General features: G+C 73.5%; 10 protein-coding genes. 4 read left to right on the top strand and 6 right to left on the bottom strand.

The window, feature by feature from the left end; translation table 11 throughout:
* Positions 1–115: 115 nt before the first annotated feature.
* Entirely contained in the window at positions 116–2320 is a 2205-nt protein-coding gene (locus FL583_RS03440; protein WP_170323461.1) for an ATP-binding protein, read from the top strand.
* Here FL583_RS03440 and FL583_RS03435 read toward each other — a convergent pair.
* Positions 2307–4892 (bottom strand): bifunctional FO biosynthesis protein CofGH, encoded by a 2586-nt coding sequence (locus FL583_RS03435; RefSeq protein WP_142702972.1) that lies wholly within the window; start codon positions 4890–4892, stop codon positions 2307–2309. The two genes, FL583_RS03440 and FL583_RS03435, sit on opposite strands and share 14 nt — an antisense overlap.
* 57 nt (positions 4893–4949) lie before the next feature.
* Complete coding sequence (locus FL583_RS03430) at positions 4950–6209, bottom strand: hypothetical protein (RefSeq protein ID WP_142702971.1); 1260 nt, start codon at positions 6207–6209, stop codon at positions 4950–4952.
* 140 nt (positions 6210–6349) lie between these two features.
* Between FL583_RS03430 and cofD the strand changes: the two genes are divergently transcribed.
* Both cofD and FL583_RS03420 read left to right on the top strand, forming a co-directional pair.
* Positions 6350–7324, top strand: coding sequence for a 2-phospho-L-lactate transferase (gene cofD / locus FL583_RS03425; protein WP_142702970.1), 975 nt, complete (start codon positions 6350–6352; stop codon positions 7322–7324).
* An 85-nt stretch (positions 7325–7409) separates the two neighbouring features.
* Positions 7410–8771 carry a coenzyme F420-0:L-glutamate ligase gene (locus tag FL583_RS03420; RefSeq protein ID WP_142703199.1) on the top strand — a complete coding sequence of 454 codons (1362 nt, stop codon included), beginning with the start codon at positions 7410–7412 and terminating at the stop codon, positions 8769–8771.
* Here FL583_RS03420 and FL583_RS03415 read toward each other — a convergent pair.
* The 4 genes from FL583_RS03415 to FL583_RS03400 form a co-directional block, all read right to left on the bottom strand.
* Entirely contained in the window at positions 8768–9700 is a 933-nt protein-coding gene (locus tag FL583_RS03415; RefSeq protein WP_142702969.1) for a DNA-3-methyladenine glycosylase family protein, read from the bottom strand. The genes FL583_RS03420 and FL583_RS03415 overlap by 4 nt on opposite strands.
* 4 nt (positions 9701–9704) lie before the next feature.
* Entirely contained in the window at positions 9705–10793 is a 1089-nt protein-coding gene (locus tag FL583_RS03410) for a mannose-1-phosphate guanylyltransferase (protein ID WP_142702968.1), read from the bottom strand.
* A gap of 37 nt (positions 10794–10830) precedes the next feature.
* Complete coding sequence (locus FL583_RS03405; RefSeq protein WP_142702967.1) at positions 10831–11976, bottom strand: glycosyltransferase family 4 protein; 1146 nt, start codon at positions 11974–11976, stop codon at positions 10831–10833.
* 330 nt (positions 11977–12306) lie between these two features.
* Positions 12307–15093 carry a SpoIID/LytB domain-containing protein gene (locus FL583_RS03400; protein ID WP_142702966.1) on the bottom strand — a complete coding sequence of 929 codons (2787 nt, stop codon included), beginning with the start codon at positions 15091–15093 and terminating at the stop codon, positions 12307–12309.
* A 174-nt stretch (positions 15094–15267) separates the two neighbouring features.
* Between FL583_RS03400 and FL583_RS03395 the strand changes: the two genes are divergently transcribed.
* Positions 15268–15981, top strand: a complete 714-nt coding sequence (locus FL583_RS03395; RefSeq protein ID WP_142702965.1) for a TIGR03089 family protein — start codon at positions 15268–15270, stop codon at positions 15979–15981.
* Positions 15982–16386 lie beyond the last annotated feature (405 nt).

Raw genomic sequence — 16386 nt, 5'->3', positions numbered from 1 at the left:
GATCTCTTCCCCCTCCAGCGTCCCAACCGTGGGCAACCGGCTAACCGCGACCGCCGTTTACCAAATCTGGCAAACAGGGATATTGTGCCCCTATCGCCAGCATGGGGGGTGCGGGGTGGATCGTCCGACAAGTGGCTACTGGCCCAGCGGGGAGACCGCGCTGGCCGCGCCCGACCGGATCGCCGCCGTCGAGCGGGCGGCCGCGTCGGCGTCCCGGTGCCTGGCCGACCAGCTCGCCCGGCTCGTGGCCGAGGCCTGCGGCGCTCCGAACGCGCTGATCTCGCTGGTCGGGGTGCAGCGCCAGGCCGTGCTCGGGTCGTTCGGGGCCGGCCGTACCGGAGCCGGTCCGGCCCAGATCGCCGCCGAGCGGTCGCTCTGCGAGGCCGTGGTCGCGGCCGGGATCCCGATCATCGTCGGCGACGCCACCCAGGACCGCCGGTTCGCCGAGACGGCCGCGGTCCGCAAGCACGGGCTGGGGTCGTACGTCGGATTCCCGATCCGTGACGCGGACGAGATGGTCGTCGGCGTTCTCGCGATCGGTGACCACCTCCCCCGCGAGTGGTCGGCCCGGCAGCTGACGGTCATCGACGACGCCGCCCAGCTCTTCACCGCCGGGCTGGCGGGCGAGATCGACCGGCACAGCCGTACCACTGCCGCCGCACCGGAGACGATCCCCGACACGATCGAGGAGATCGACGAGCTCACCGACGGCCTCGGCGAGCTGCACGCGTTCACCGGCGCCCTGCTCACCAGCCTGCAGACCGGGGTCGCGGCCTGCGACCGGGACGGCAACCTGATCGTCTTCAACCAGGCGATGCGCCAGATGCTCGGGCACACCGACGACGACTCCGCGCTGCAGCCGGACGACTGGCCGTCGGCGATGCACCTCTACCACCCCGATCGCCGCCCGTTCGCCGCCGACGACGTCCCGCTGCGCCGGGCCCTGCGCGGCGAGCGCCTCCGCGACGTCGACGTGCTCGTGCTGGCGCCCGGGCGACGTCCCCGGGTGCTGTCGGTCAACGGCCAGCCGATCGTGGACGCGGCCGGCGACCGGGTCGGGGCGGTGATCACCGCCGAGGACATCACGCACCGGCGCCGGGCCGAGCAGCTCCAGGCCTGCGAACTGGCCGCTGCCCAGGCCCTGGTCGACACGCCCTCGCTGCCGGTCGCGGCGGGCAACGCGCTGGCCGCGATCGGCGAGTGCCTGCACTGGCCGCACGCCGAGCTGTGGCTGGCCGACGAGCTGTCGGGTTCGCTGACCGCGACCGCCCGCTGGGACCAGCCCGGTCGGGCCCCGATCCCGCGACTTCCGGACTCCGTCGTCGACACGGATGCCGGGCTCGTCCACACGGTCTGGAAGACCGGCGCACCGCTCTGGGTGGCCGACATCGCGTCCGGGCCGCTGGCCGACCCGATGGCGGCCGGCTGCGGGCTGCACGCGGCGCTGGCCGTGCCGGTGCGCAGCGGCGAGCGGACGACCGGCGTCCTGACGTTCTTCTCGGCCCACGCCGAGGAGCCGGAGAGCTCGCTGATCTCGGTCCTGATCGGCATCGCGGCCCAGATCGGCCAGCACCTCGAGCGCCGTCGCGCGGAGAGCTACGCGGCCCGCCTGGCGCGCTCCGAGGAGGAGTACATCGCGCTGGTCGGCCACGAGCTGCGCACCCCGCTCACGTCGATCTCGGCCTACACCGAGCTGCTCAAGGAGTCCGAGGAGGACGAGACGATCGGCAGCGTCCGCCCGCTGCTCGACGTCGTCGAACGCAACACCCGGCTGCTGCTGAACATCGTCGAGAACCTGCTCGACCTGGCCGCGCTGGACTCCGGGCACACGATGCTCGAGCTGGTGCCCACCGACCTGGCCACGATCGTCCGGGAGGCGATCGAGGCCTACCGGCCGATGGCCGACGAGCAGGGGGTCACGCTGCGGTCCGACCTGCCCACCGAGGCGCCGCTGGTCGCCGACCCGGAACGCCTGCGCCAGGCCGTCGACCATCTCGTCGACAACGCGGTGCGGTACAGCCCCGATGGCGGGCAGGTCGACGTCGGACTGGACCTGGGCGGCGGAGCGCTCGCGCTGAGCGTGGCCGACAGCGGGATCGGGATCCCGGTCAGCGAGCTGGAGCTGGTGACGCGGCGGCTGCGCCGCGGAACGCGGAGCACCGAGCGGAAGATCCGCGGCACCGGGCTGGGCCTGGCCATCGCGACGACGGTGCTGGCCAGGCACGGCGGGACGCTGACCCTGCAGTCGCAGGGCGAGCAGGGCACCACGGCCACTGCTCGCCTGCCGCTACGTCCGCCGCCGGCCGCTACGCCAGAGTGAGCGTCGGGCGGGACGGCACCTCGCCGTAGGTGGTGGTCCGCTGCCGGACCGGCCGGCCGGCCGCCGCGGCCATCGCGGTGAGTTCCTCGACGCTGCGCTCGCTGCCGTTCTCCGACCCGGCCATCCGGCTGATCGTCTCCTCCATCAGCGTGCCGCCGACGTCGTCCGCACCACCCTGGAGGATCTGGGTCGCGCCGGTGTCGCCGAGCTTCACCCACGAGCACTGGATGTGGTCGATCCGGCCGTGGAACGCCAGCCGGGCCAGCGCGTGCACCGCGCGGTTCTGGGCCGCGGTCGGCCCCGGCCGGGCGATGCCGGCCAGGTAGATCGGCGCGTTGTGGTGGACGAACGGCAGCGGCACGAACTCGGTGAATCCGCCGGTCTCGTCCTGGATGGCGGCCAGCGTGCGGAAGTGGCCGAGCCAGTGCCCGGAGTGGTCGACGTGCCCGTACATCATCGTCGACGAAGAGCGGATGCCCAGCTTGTGCGCGGTCTTGACGATCTCGATCCACTCGGCCGCGGGCAGCTTGCCCTTGGTGAGCACCCAGCGGACCTCGTCGTCGAGGATCTCGGCCGCGGTGCCGGGGATCGTGTCGAGCCCGGCCTCCTTCATCATGACCAGCCAGTCGTGCACCGACAGGTTGGCCTTGGCCGACGCGGTGGCGATCTCCATCGGCGAGAACGCGTGCACGTGCATGCCCGGCACCCGCTGCTTGACCGCGCGGACCAGGTCGGCGTAGCCGCGTCCGGACAGCTCCGGGTCGATTCCGCCCTGCATGCACACCTCGGTCGCGCCGACCGTCCAGGCCTCGGCGGCCCGGTCGGCGACCTCCTCGTGGGAGAGGCGGTAGGCGTCGGCGTCGGTCCGGCGCTGGGCGAACGCGCAGAACCGGCAGCCGACGTAGCAGACGTTGGTGAAGTTGATGTTCCGGTTCACCACGTAGGTGATCGCGTCACCGTTGACCTCCCTGCGCAGGTCGTCGGCGAGCTTGGTCAGGGTGTCGAGGGCTGCGCCCTCGGCCGCGAACAGCGCCAGCATCGCGTCGGTGTTGGCCTCGTCGAGCAGTGCCGCCGGGTTCTCGGCGGCGATGCTCAAGCCCTTGCGGACGTCGTCCCGCAGGCGCTCCGGCGCGCGCTGTGGGCCTTTCTCGACGTGTTCGGCGACGGCCTCCCAGTCGCCGTAGACGGTCGAGAAGTCGGTGCGGCGATCGTCGGTGCGGCCGGTCGTGTCGATCGTCGTGCCCAGGTCGGCCCGGCCCATCGTCTCCAGCAGGGCCGGGTCGGGCTCCTGCCAGGGACGGCCCTCGGGCACGGCGTCCTCGTTGGCCAGGCCGGTCTCCGGGTCCATCAGGGCCCGGACGTGCCCGGCCACCCGGGGGTCGATCCAGGGCTCGCCGGCCAGCGCGTACTTGGCGTGGGCGGTGAGCCGTTCCCTGAGCGTGAACCCGGCGTTCTGCGTCCGGCGGGCGAGCTCGTCGATCTGCGGCCAGGGGCGCTCGGGGTTGACGTGGTCCGGGGTCACCGGCGAGACGCCACCCCAGTCGTCGATGCCGGCCCGGAGCAGCAGCGCGTACTCGTCGGTCGTGCCGGCCGCCTCGGGGGTGTGCAGGTCGTCGATGAGGTTCGGCGGGGCCTGCAGGCGCATCTTCGGGCCGAGCACCAACCGGGCGGTGGCCACGGTGGCCAGGAAGTCCTCGAAGTCGGCGTCGGGCTCGTTGCGCATCGCGGTGTCGGGCTTGGCACGGAAGTTCTGGATGATGACTTCCTGGATGTGCCCGTACTCGCGGGCCGACGCCCGGATCGCGAACAGCGACTCGGCCCGCTCCTGGTGGGTCTCGCCGATGCCGACCAGGATGCCGGTCGTGAACGGGACGCCGACCCGGCCGGCGTCGGTGAGGGCCCGGAGGCGGACCGCGGGCTCCTTGTCGGGCGAGCCGTAGTGCGGACCGCCCGGCTCGCTCCACAGCCGGGTGGCGGTGGTCTCGAGCATCATGCCCATGCTCGGCGCGACCGGCTTGAGCCGCTGCAGCTCGGCCCAGCTCATCACGCCCGGATTGAGGTGCGGGAGCAGGCCGGTCTCTTCCAGCACCGCGATCGCGCAGGCCCGGACGTAGTCGAGTGTGGACGCGTACCCGCGCGAATCGAGCCACTCGCGGGCGGCCGGCCAGCGCTCCTCGGGCCGGTCGCCCAGCGTGAACAGGGCTTCCTTGCAGCCCTGCTCGGCACCCGCCTTCGCGATCGCCACCACTTCGTCGCGATCGAGGAACGTGTGCGGAACCTTGTGCGGGACCGTCGCGAAGGTGCAGTAGTGACAGCGGTCGCGGCAGAGCCGCGTGACCGGGATGAAGACCTTGCGGGAGTACGTGACGATTCCCGGACGCCCGGCGTCGACCAGGCCCGCGTCGCGGACCCGGGACGCGATCGTCAGGAGCTCGTCCAGGTGCTCGCCCCGGGCCGAGAGCAGCGTGGCGGCCTCGCCCGGGTCGAGGCTGACGCCGTCCCGGGCGCGGCGCAGCGCGCGCTTGAGTCCTCGGTCGTCGGGAGTGGTAGCGACGCGCGTGACCTCGACCATGACGGCCACCTTATGTCGCTGCGCAGCCGGTTGAACCGGAGGCTGTTGTGGCGCGGGTTACCTCTCGTCGGTGCGGTGACGGCCCTGGTCGGGCGGGAGGAGGTCGTTGACGTTCACGACGTTGGTCTCCTGGGCGTCCGGGCTGCCGGCCGGCGGGGTCGGGTAGCCGCTCGTCGGGTGGGCCGCGCCCGGGTAGCCGCCCGGCTGACCGGGGGCGGACTGGTAGCCGCCGTAGGGCGCGCCGGAGGCGGGCTGGCTCGGAGCTGCGGGGCCGGACGTCGGGGCCGGGTTCGGCCACTGCCCGGGCTGGGGCTGAGCGGGCTGGCCGGGTTGGCCGGGCCAGGCGGGCTGGGCGGACCAGCTGTTCGTGGGCTGGCCGGGCTGGGTCACGCCCGGCTGGCCCGGCTGGCCCGGCTGGCCCGGCTGGCCCGGCTGGGGCGAGCCGGGCTGACCCCAGCTGCCGCCCGGCTGCGGCCAGCTCGGCTGACCGCCGTGGGGTGCTTCGGAACCGGGCTGGCCGTAGCCGGGCTGACCGCCGTAGGGGACGCCGGAGCTCGGCTGGCCGCCGTAGGGCACGCCCGATGCGGGCTGGGCCGGGGCGCCGTACGGGCCGCCGGAGCTCGGCTGGGCCGGCTGGCCGTAGGTGCCGGGCTGAGGCTGGCCGGGCTGGCCGGGCTGGGGCTGGCCGGGCTGGCCGGGCTGGCCGGGCTGGGGCTGGCCGGGCTGGCCCGGGTAGGCGCCGGGCTGGCCGTAGGGCGCGGCCGGACGGGAGCCGGTGTCGCTGCCGTCGCCGGGGGCCTCACCGTACGGCCCGCCCGGGTAGCCGCCGGGACCGTAGCCGGCCGGGCCGGCGGCCGGGCGGGGAGCCGGGCGCGTGACCAGCATCGTCCGCACCGCGTAGAACAAGCCGCCGACGACGAGGATCTCCCACCCGACGCCGTCGAGGAAGTTGATGAACCGGGACTCCCAGCCGAACCCGGCGACGAACCCGCCCAGGATCGAGATCAGCCCGAAGAGCGCGGAGAACCCGAGCTCGACGACCGCGGCGAGCGTCACCATCGGCGCGAGCGACTCGCGCGCCGGCTGCAGCACCACGACCAGCAGGATCGCCAGCACCGGCAGCAGGAACGGGACGATCCCGATGAAACCGCCGCGAGCCGCGGACAGTCGATCGGAGAAGTCACCGCCCAGGATCACGACGGCGAGCAGCTGGACCAGCAGCAGGAAACCGTTGACCCCAACGAGCAGCAGCGCGAGCGGCCCACGTAGCTGCTGGAACAGAGTCCGGGCAGGCGTTTCGGCCTCGGTGGACGACACGGTCCCTCCTTCATCGGGCGTGGTCTCCGTTTACCCACTTGTGCGTCCGTCAGCCTGGCACATCCCGGCCACGACGTGCGAGGGGGCGCCGGGCCGGGGCCTGGGCGGATCTTGTCGGGCCGGTGCGCAACGATGGGGTCATGCGCATCGTCGTACTCGCCGGGGGCATCGGCGGAGCCCGCTTCCTGCAGGGCGTCCGGGCCTGGGACCAGAACGCCGAGATCACCGCGGTGGTGAACACCGCGGACGACGTCACCCTGCACGGCCTGCGGATCTGTACCGACCTCGACAGCGTCATGTACACGCTCGGCGGTGGTCACGACGAGGAACGCGGCTGGGGTCGCACCGGCGAGACCTGGGCGGTCAAGGACGAGCTGGCCGAGTACGGCGCGGAACCGACCTGGTTCGGGCTCGGCGACAAGGACATCGCCACCCACCTCGTGCGCACCCGGATGCTCGACGCGGGCTATCCGCTGTCCGCGGTCACCGACGCGCTGTGCGACCGCTGGAAGCCCGGCGTCCGGCTGCTGCCGATGACCGACGACCGGGTCGAGACGCACGTGGTGCTGGCCGAGGAGCTCGAGGGCGCCGGGGTGCGGCGGCGGGCGGTGCACTTCCAGGAGTGGTGGGTGCGGTACCGGGCGTCGTTGAAGGCCGATCGGTTCGTGCAGGTGGGGATCGAGGACGCCAAGCCGGCGCCGGGTGTGCTCGAGGCGATCGCGGCCGCGGATCTGATTCTGTTCGCGCCGAGCAACCCGGTGGTGAGCATCGACACGATCCTCGGGGTGCCGGGCATCCGGGCCGGGCTGGCGGCCGCGTCGGCGAAGGTCGTGGGGGTGTCGCCGATCATCGGCGGGGCGCCGGTGCGGGGGATGGCCGAGAAGTGTCTGCCGGTGGTGGGGGTCGAGGTGTCGGCGTCCGGGGTCGGGGCGCACTACGGGGCCCGGGCGTACGGGGGGTTGCTCGACGGCTGGCTGGTCGACGAGACCGACGCGGGAACCGTTCTGTTCGGCGCCGACGTGCGGGCGGTGCCGCTCTGGATGACTGATCCCGAGACCACGGCCCGAACGATGGTGTCCGAAGCCGCCGCGATCGGAGGAATCGGCCGTGAGTGACGCCGGGGCGGGGGCGGCCGGGGCCGGGCAGCCGGGTGCCGGGCAGCCGGGGGCCTCCTTGGGCTCCGGCGTCGGGCCGGCGCCGATGGCGCCGCCGGCCGGTGGTGCCGGGGCGCGGGCGGACGACGTTCGGGTCCTTCCGGTGCCCGGGCTGCCCGAGGTGACTCCCGGCACCGACCTCGCGGCGCTCCTCGCTGGGGCGGCTCCGTGGTTGGTGGACGGAGACGTGCTGGTCGTGACCAGCAAGATCGTCAGCAAGGCGGAGGGGCGCCTGGTCCCGGTCGGCGCCGACCGCGAGGCGACCCGCGAGGCCGCGATCGCCGCCGAGACCACGGCCGTGGTAGCCACCCGCGGCCGCACCCAGATCGTCCGCACCCGCCAGGGCCTGGTGCTGGCCTCGGCCGGCGTCGATACGTCCAACGTGCACCAGGACGTCGTCGCGCTATTGCCGGAAGACTCCGACGCCTCCGCCCGCGCGCTCCGGGCCGGGTTGAAGCGCCGCCTCGGCGTCGACGTCGGCGTCATCGTCAGCGACACGATGGGCCGCCCGTGGCGGGTCGGCGTCGCCGACGTGGCGATCGGCGCGGCCGGCCTGCGCCCGCTTCGCGACCTCCGCGGACAGACCGACGGCCACGGCAACGACCTGGCGATGACCGTCGTCGCCGACTCCGACCAGATCGCCGCCGCGGCCGAACTCGTCAAGGGCAAGAGCGGCGGGGTGCCGGTCGCGGTGGTCCGCGGGGTCGCGTCGCTGGTCGACGTCGGCGGCGACGACGGCCCGGGCGCGGCCGCGCTGGTCCGGGTGCTCGAGGAAGACATGTTCGCGCTCGGCACCGCCGAGGCCAGGGCACTGGGCCGCAGTGAGGCGATCGCGATGCGCCGCTCGGTCCGGGCGTTCACCACCGACCCGGTCGACCCGGCCGCGATCGCCCGCGCGGTGGCCACCGCGGTCACCGCGCCGGCCCCGCACCACACCACCCCGTGGCGGTTCGTCCACGTCGCGTCGGAAGACGTCCGCAAGAGGCTGTTGACCGGGATGCGCGAGGCGTGGGCTGCCGACCTGCGCAACGACGGGTTCGACGAGGCGGCCATCGGCCGCCGTCTGCGCCGCGGCGACCTCCTCTGGGAGGCGCCCGCCCTGGTGGTGCCGGTGCTGGCCCTCGACGGCGCACACGCGTATCCGGACGCCCGGCGGGCGGCCAGCGAGCGGGCGATGTTCCAGGTGGCGATGGGCGCGGGCGTGCAGAACTTCCTCGTCGCGCTGGCGACCGAGGGCATCGGCTCGTGCTGGGTGTCGTCGACGATGTTCTGCGCCGACCTGGTGCGGGCCGAGCTCGATCTGCCGGAGAACTGGCACCCGATGGGCTCGGTGGCCGTCGGTTACGCGGCCGAGGAGCCCCGCCCGCGCCCACCCCGGGACGCCAGCTCGTTCCTGCTCACGCGCTAAAACGACCGGTAGTCGCGGGGCGAGAAGCGCGGGCCCCGGCGCGGTGGGCGGGCCGCCGGGCCCACCTCCACCAGGCGGATCGCCCGGGCCCGATGGGGCGCGTAGGGGGCCAGCACCTCGAGCATCCCGGCGTCGTCGAGCTTGCGGCCGACCAACGCCCAGCCGACCACGTTGGGCAGGTGGTAGTCGCCGACGCTGACCGCGTCGGCGCCGGACATCGCCCGCTGCACCGCCTCGGCGGCCGTCCACGGACCGATCCCGGGCAGCGTGCACAGGATCCGCACGGCCTCCGCCACCGAGCCGGTGACCAGCTGGTCGAGCCGAGCGGCCACCGTCGCCGCGGCCCGGATCGCCCGCCGCCGGGACACGTCGACGCCGGCCTTGTGCCACTCCCAGTCAGGGATCGCCAGCCAGTCGGCCGGGTACGGGGCCACCGCCATCCCGGCCGGAGCCGGCCCCGGGGCCGGCGACCCGAACCGCCAGACCAGCTCCCGCCACGAGCGCCGGGCCTCGATGCCGGTCACCTTCTGCTCCAGCACAGCCACCGAGACCTGGTCGAACAGCAGATGCGTGGCCGGGAACCGGAGCCCGCCACCGCAGATCCGCCAGGCCTCCGACAGCACCGGGTGCGGCGCCGCTTCCAGGACGTCCAGGAAGTCGTCGACCACATCGGAGGCGCAGAGCAGCGACGGCAGGTGTTCGAGCAGCCAGGCCGCGCCCGGGCCCCAGGCCTCGGCCTCGACCCGGTCGGTGCGGCGCAGCCGCAGGGTGCCCGGGCCGTCGGGAGTGGGGGCGGTGCGCCAGAGCGCGCCGTCGGCCAGCCGCTGGGTCGGGTCACCCTTCCCGCGGGCCAGGTGCCCGAGCGACCGGCGGATGTCGAGCGGGAAGTCCGGCCGCCACTCACGGGTGAGTGGGGCCGGACCGACCACGGAATCAGCAGAGATTGCCGGCACCCTTGCTCTTCAACGCCTCGACCAGCGACTTGACCTCCTGGGCGCGGTCGCGCGGGCACACCAGGAGCGCGTCCGGGGTGTCGACGACGACGACGTCACGCATGCCGAGCAGCGCGACCGTGCGACTCGAGCCCGGCACGATCATCGCGCCGCTGGTGTCGATCGTGATGATGCGGTCGTGCGCGCCGACCACCGTGTTGCCCTCGTCGTCCGGCTCCAGCACCGCGCCGAGCGTGTCCCAGTCGCCGAGGTCGTTCCAGCCGAACGCGGCCGGGACGACCGCGACGTTGCCGCGGGCGGCCGCGCCCTCCATCACGCCGTGGTCGACCGAGATCTTCGGCAGCCGGGGCCAGACCTCGGCCAGCACCTCGTCGCGGCGGGGCAGGTCCCACGACTCGCAGATCTTCATCAGCCCGCTGTGCAGGTCGGGCAGCTGCCGTTCGACCTCGCCGAGCAGCGCGTCGGCCCGCCAGACGAACATGCCGGCGTTCCAGACGTACTCGCCGGAGTCGAGGTAACCCTGGGCCACCTCGGCCGACGGCTTCTCCTTGAACTCCAGCACCGCGCGGGCCCCGGTGGCCAGGTGATCGCCGCAGCGGATGTAGCCGTAGCCGACCTCGGGGCCGGTCGGCGTGATGCCGATGCAGACCAGCTTGCCGTCCGCGGCCGTCTCGATCGCGGTGCGAACGGTGTTCACGAAAGTGCGCACGTCACGGACCACGTGGTCGGCGGCGAACGACCCCATGACCGCGTCGGGGTCCTTGCGGTGGATCAGCGCGGCGGCCAGCGCGATCGCGGGCCCGGACTCGCGCGGGCCGGGCTCGACGACGATGTTCGACGCCGGCACCTCGGGAAGTTGGCGGGCGACGGCGGCCGCGTGGGCGGCACCGGTGACCACGAACGTGTCACCGGGCAGCGAGACGTACTTCAGCCGGTCGACGGTCTCCTGGATCAGCGTGCGGTCGCCGCCGGTCAACGGGTGGAGGAACTTGGGGTGGCCTGCGCGGGACAGCGGCCAGAGCCGCGTACCGCTACCGCCTGCGGGGATGACGGGGTAGAAAGCGCTCATCAGGCAACCTCCGGGTGGGGGTCGTCGATGGCAGCCATCATGCGCTGGCTGCCACAGCTCTGGTGAAGCTGGCCAGGTGCGCCTCGGCCGAGGCGTCCCAGGAGAACTCCAGCGATCGGGTACGCCCCGCCTCACCGAGGTGCGCACGTCGGTCATGGTCGTCGAGCAGAGCGGCCAGGTCGGTGCCGATCTGGTCGGCGTCCTCGCTGGTGTAGGCGACCGCCTCACCGCCGACCTCGGGCAGCGAGAGGCGGGGCGTCGTCAGGACGCAGGCGCCGCAGGCCATCGCCTCCAGCACCGGCAGGCCGAAGCCCTCGCCGTGGCTGGGGTAGGCGACGACGATCGCCCCGCCGAGGTAGCCGGGCAGGTCGGCGTAGCGCAGGTAGCCGGGGCGGATCAGCCGCAGGTGCGGCGGGATCTCCTCGATCGCGGTGTCGATCTCTTCGTCGTGCCCCGAGCCGCCGGCGATGACCAGCGCGGGCGGTGCCTCGCGGTGCTCGCAGGCCCGGGCCCAGCCGCGGATCAGGTTCGGGACGTTCTTGCGGGGCTCCTGCGCCCCGAGGAACGCGACGTAGCTGGCCTGGCCGATGCCGAGGCGGGCGCGCACCCGCGCGCACTCCGCCTCGTCGGGCACGTGGAAGATCCGCGGGTCGACGCCGTGGTAGGCGACGTCGAGCTTGGTGGGGTCGGCGTCGAGCAGGCGGATCAGCTCGTCCCGGGTCGCCTTGCTCGGCACGATCACCCGCGACGCCCGGCGCATGGCCGTGCGGGTGGCCGACCGGAAGAACGCGCCCTTGCCCTTGTCGTAGTGACGGGGGTCGGTGAAGAACGTGGCGTCGTGCACGGTGACGACCACCGGGCACGAGACCCGCAGCGGCTGGGTGTAGTGCGGCGAGTGCACGACGTCGGCGTTCACGTGCTGGGCAACCAGCGGCAGGCCGGTCTGCTCCCAGGCCAGCCGGGCCGGGCGGTGGGCCACCGCGGCCGGGGCCGGGATCACCGTGGCGGCCGGAACGAGCCGGCCGTAACGCTCCGCATCGGCCCGCTGGCAGACGACTGCCAGATCGGCACCGGCTCGCCCGAGGGCTGGTAGCAGCCCGTCGACGTACCGACCGACGCCGCCGCGGTCCGCGGGGACCGCCGTGGCGTCGACAAGGACTCGGGGGCCGTTGCCACCTGTCACCAGTTGTCTCCTCGTCGACCTGTTCGTCACACCAGGTTGCCGACTTGCGCCTGTTAGCCGGGGTCGGCCGTGACCCCGTTCACGGAGGACCTACCCGGCCGCCCGCGCTGTAGAGCGTACGCCCGAGTGGCACCCGTCACCGCACGGTCGGCCCCGTCCGGCTGGGCGGATGAGGGCGCCCCGTCCGGATAGTGACACGTTCCTCCGCTGTCCGGTTACGGAGCGACTGGATCAATTCATCACACCGTTGCCGGACGGTTTCCTGGGGCTTCACCCAAATGCGGACGGTGACCGCCGGGGGTTCCCCGACGGCCACCGTATCGAAGTCGCTTACTTCGTGAACCCGATGTAGGTGCTCTTCAGGTTGAGGTTCACGCGGAACTGCGTACCGGTGACGGTCACCGTCGTCGACTTGCCGCCGGCGACCGTGCCGTACAGCTTGATCGACTCGGCCCGGCCGCCCCACTTGCCCGCTCCGGTGCGGTCGGTGACCTGGATCGCGGTGACCGCGGTCAGGCCGGCCGAGCCGTCCGCCGCCGCCAGCTGGGCCGGCGTCAGCACGACGCTCCAGTTCGTGGCCGACGACGCAGCGGCCAGCGTGTACGGGTCGGCCTTGGCCGGCAGGTAGCTGACGTTGCCGGACGCGGTGTACCCGCCGCTGTCGGACGAGAACTCGGCGCTGATGACCTTGCCGCCGACCGTCAGGACCTGGCCCGCGGTGGCCGCGATCGCCGCGTTGGTGGCGGCGGTCTCCGAGAGCGCGCCGTCCCAGCACTGGTTGGCCTGGGTGTCGATCACGTCGTAGTAGCGGCTCGAGCTGATCTTCGCGGTCGCGTAGGTCCGCGCGGCCAGCGTCTGCGCCTGCAGGGCCGCGGCCGGCCAGCTCGACGGCATCTCCGAGGCGACGACGCCCTGAAGGTACGTGTCGATCGGCATGTTCGCCGTGTAGTGCGCGGTGTTGTCGGCGACCGAGGCGGTCAGCGACCCGGTGAACGTGACGCTGCTGCCGCCCCGGCAGTCGGTCTTGGGCGTGCTGTAGTTGAGCTTGAGCGTCTTCGGACCGCTGAACGTCACCGGGGCGGCGAGCGTGTAGGTGGTCTTCCAGACCGAGCCGACCTTCTCACCGATCAGGTAGTTCGCGCCGCTGCGGGCGACCCGCCAGGCCGCCTTGGCCGGCAGCGCGACCTTGGTGCCCTTGGCGTCGGTCGCGACGACGCCGCTGACCGTGGTGCCGGTCGTCGGGACGAGCGCGAAGAAGCCGTTGTCGATCGCCGACAGGCGGACCCGCAGCGACGGGTTGCCCTTGGCGGTCAGCGTCGAGCCCGGGTAGTAGAAGCCGACGATCTGGGCCGCGGTGAGGCCCTGGAGGGCGGCGCCCTTCGCTCCGTACTGGCTCAGGCCGCGGCCGTGGCCGCTGCCCGCGCCGAAGATCGTGAGGCCGGCGGCCGGCACCGCGGTGGCGCCGACCGGCAGCGCCGGGGTGACGGGAGCGGTGACGGCGGCGACCGGCTTCGCCGTCGTGGTCGGCGTCGGCTTCGGGGTGGTGGGCTTGGCCACCGGCTTGGTGGGCTTGGCCACCGGCTTGGTGGGCTTGGCTACCGGCTTGGTGGACGTGGTGGGCTTGGCGACCACCGGGTTGGCGACGACGGCGCCGAGCTTGTACGACGAGACCAGGGCCTTGGCCCGGGTACGGACCCAGTCCAGGATCGCCAGGCCGTACGTACCGGGGCACGCGGTCGAGCTGGTGCTCTGGTGCGGGTAGATCGTCGGGAGCGTGACCGTGACCTTGGTCTTGAACTTCGTCGACGGGCCGCCGGTCAGCGCGGTCGTGCCGACCGGGCTCACCTTGGCGGTGCCGAGCTTGAACGCGGAGTAACGGGCGACGGCCTCCTTGGCCGCGGCCGACACGGCGACCTTGGTGTGGTCGCCGATGATGCCGATCCCGCTGGTCCCGGTGTTGAAGCCGCCGGCGTGCGCGCCGACGACCGCCCGGGTGAGGCCGCCGTAGCGTCCCTCCCAGACCCGGCCGAAACGGTCGATCAGCACGTTGTAGCCCACGTCGCCGTACTTCTCGGTGACGGCCATGTAGTAGTAGATCGAGCGGATGATCGCCGGGACCTGCTCGGCCGTGTAGCCGTTCGCGGTCGCGGTGTGGTGCACGACGATCGCGTTCACCTTCGGCGCGTAGGCCGGCGTCCACTTCATGTACGCGGGGTCCGCGCCCCAGGCGGCGCGGCTGTAGATCTTGACGACGCCGTTGCCGTACGCGGTCGGGGCGGGCACCGCGGTCGTGGCCGGAGCACCGGCCGGGGTCAGCGGGTCGGACTGGGCCACCTCGCCGGACTGGGCGACCTCGTCGCCGGACGGAACGGCGGCCGCGGCGGCGTCGGACGCGACCGTGCCCGGGTCGATCAGATCGACCTTGACGTCGACCGGCTGACGGCCGGAGACCGTGGTGACGACGACCTCGGCGGTCACCGCCTCGCCGGTCCAGATCAGGCCAGGGCCCTCCCGGACGTCCAGCGGCACCGCGTTGGTGCCGTTGCGGTCGTCGTTCTCGCCGTTGCCCGCCGTCGTCCACGTCGACCAGGCGGCGGACGCCGACGAACGGGTGCGGACCGCGACGCTGACCTTGCCGAGCGACGGGTCGCGCTCCCAGGTGACGCCGACGGCGGAGAACGAACCGGAGACGATCCGGCGCAGCACGCGCGGCTCGTCGGTGGCGTCGACCGCAGCGGCCGCGGCGGCGGCGGTGAACGCCAGCGGGACGCCGGCGGGCTGGATCGAGGCGACGGACGCACCCGGGGCGGGCCGGTCGGCGCTGCCGAGCGCGAGCGTGCGGACCGCGACCTTGGCCGGGGTGCCGGAGCCCTGGACCGTGCTGCCGTCGGCGACCGCGGCGGCGGTCTGCTGAGCGGCCGACGGAGCAGCCGGCGCAGCCGGAGCGGCCGGACCGGCCGGGGCCGCCGGGGCCACGGCGGCGGAGGCGTGCTCGGCAGCCGAGCCGGCCTGCGGGAGCGCGGTGGCCGGGGCCAGAGCGAAGCCGCCGGCGACCGCCGCGACGACCGTGGCCGGAAGGGCCAGGGCCCACCGGCGCGCTGTCGTGTGTCGAGCCATGAAGCTGATCCCCCGCGTTGTCTGAGCTACGGCCTGAGGCGTGGATTTCGCGTCCACGACCACGCCGTCGGCGGGTTCGGTTGCGGGTTGAGTGGGGGTGCCGCCGCGCAACCCGGGCCCTCCCGGCGTGCAACGATGCGGCAACCAACCGAGCGAGAAGGGCCGGATTCAGGCATGGAGACACCCGATGGGGCGCTGCGGAAGGCGCTCGCCGACGACCCCGGTCGGCCGCTGATCACGATGTACGACGACCGCACCGGGGAGCGGGTCGAGCTCTCGGTGGCGACCGTCGACAACTGGGTGTCGAAGACCGCGAACCTCCTCCAGGAGGCCGACGCCGCCACCGCCGCGGTGCTGCTGCCCGCGCACTGGCAGACCGCCGTCGTCCTGCTCGGCTGCTGGCGGGCCGGGGTCGCGGTCGGGTACTCCCCGGTGCCCGGGAACGGTCCCGATGCGGACGTCGTCTTCGTCGCCGCCGATCGCGCCGACGAAGCCCCGGCGGCGGACGAGGTGTGGGCGCTGTCGCTGGCCCCGCTGGCCGCGCCGCTCCGCGAGGTGCCGCCGGGCGCGCTGGACTACGCGGTCGAGGTGCGCGGGCACGGCGACCGGTTCACGCCGTACGCCCCGCTCGATCCGGGCGCGCCGGGCCTGATCGCGGGCGACTCGCTGGCCGAGCTCGGGGCCGCGGGACGCGCCCGGGCCGCCGACCTGGGACTGGAGCCCGGCGGGCGGCTGCTGGTCACCACCGACGAGAAGGACCAGCCGTCGCCGGTCGACTGGCTGCTCGCGCCGGTGGTCGCCGGGGCCGGCCTGGTGCTGGTGCGCCACCCCGACCCGGCCCGGATCGACCATCTGGCCGAGACCGAGCGGGTGACCGTCCGCCTCTGAACGACAGAACCCCGGCTCGCGGTTGCGAGCCGGGGTCCCTGTGCTGGATTTGAAGGAGGCGCCGGGGGCTCCACCCCCTGGGGAGGATCGAGTGGAGTATCCGACACCCCTCCGAACCGTGTCGCCGAAGCGTCTACCGCGTGCCGCGGTTACTGCCTCCGGCAGAACCGGCTAATAAGTCGCCGTCGCGGACCCGGGTGATCCCGGATCGTGAACGGCGCCTCCTCGAGCCGGCGTCGTGCTCCGTCGTGCACGACGGGCGGGACCGGACGTTGCGTACGGAGGTCTCGCCCGCAAGACGTCCCCGGGGACCGGAAACATCGGCGGAGCCCGGCATCACGGCACGTCGGTGCCGCGTGGCCGATGGCGCTGGCGACTCAGCCATCGACAACGTTGCGACCAACG

Origin of the sequence: Cryptosporangium phraense (assembly GCF_006912135.1) — a bacterium.
GTDB lineage: Bacteria > Actinomycetota > Actinomycetes > Mycobacteriales > Cryptosporangiaceae > Cryptosporangium > Cryptosporangium phraense.
Note: the sequence above shows the minus strand (reverse complement) of the source record. Positions and strands in the feature narration are given on the sequence as shown.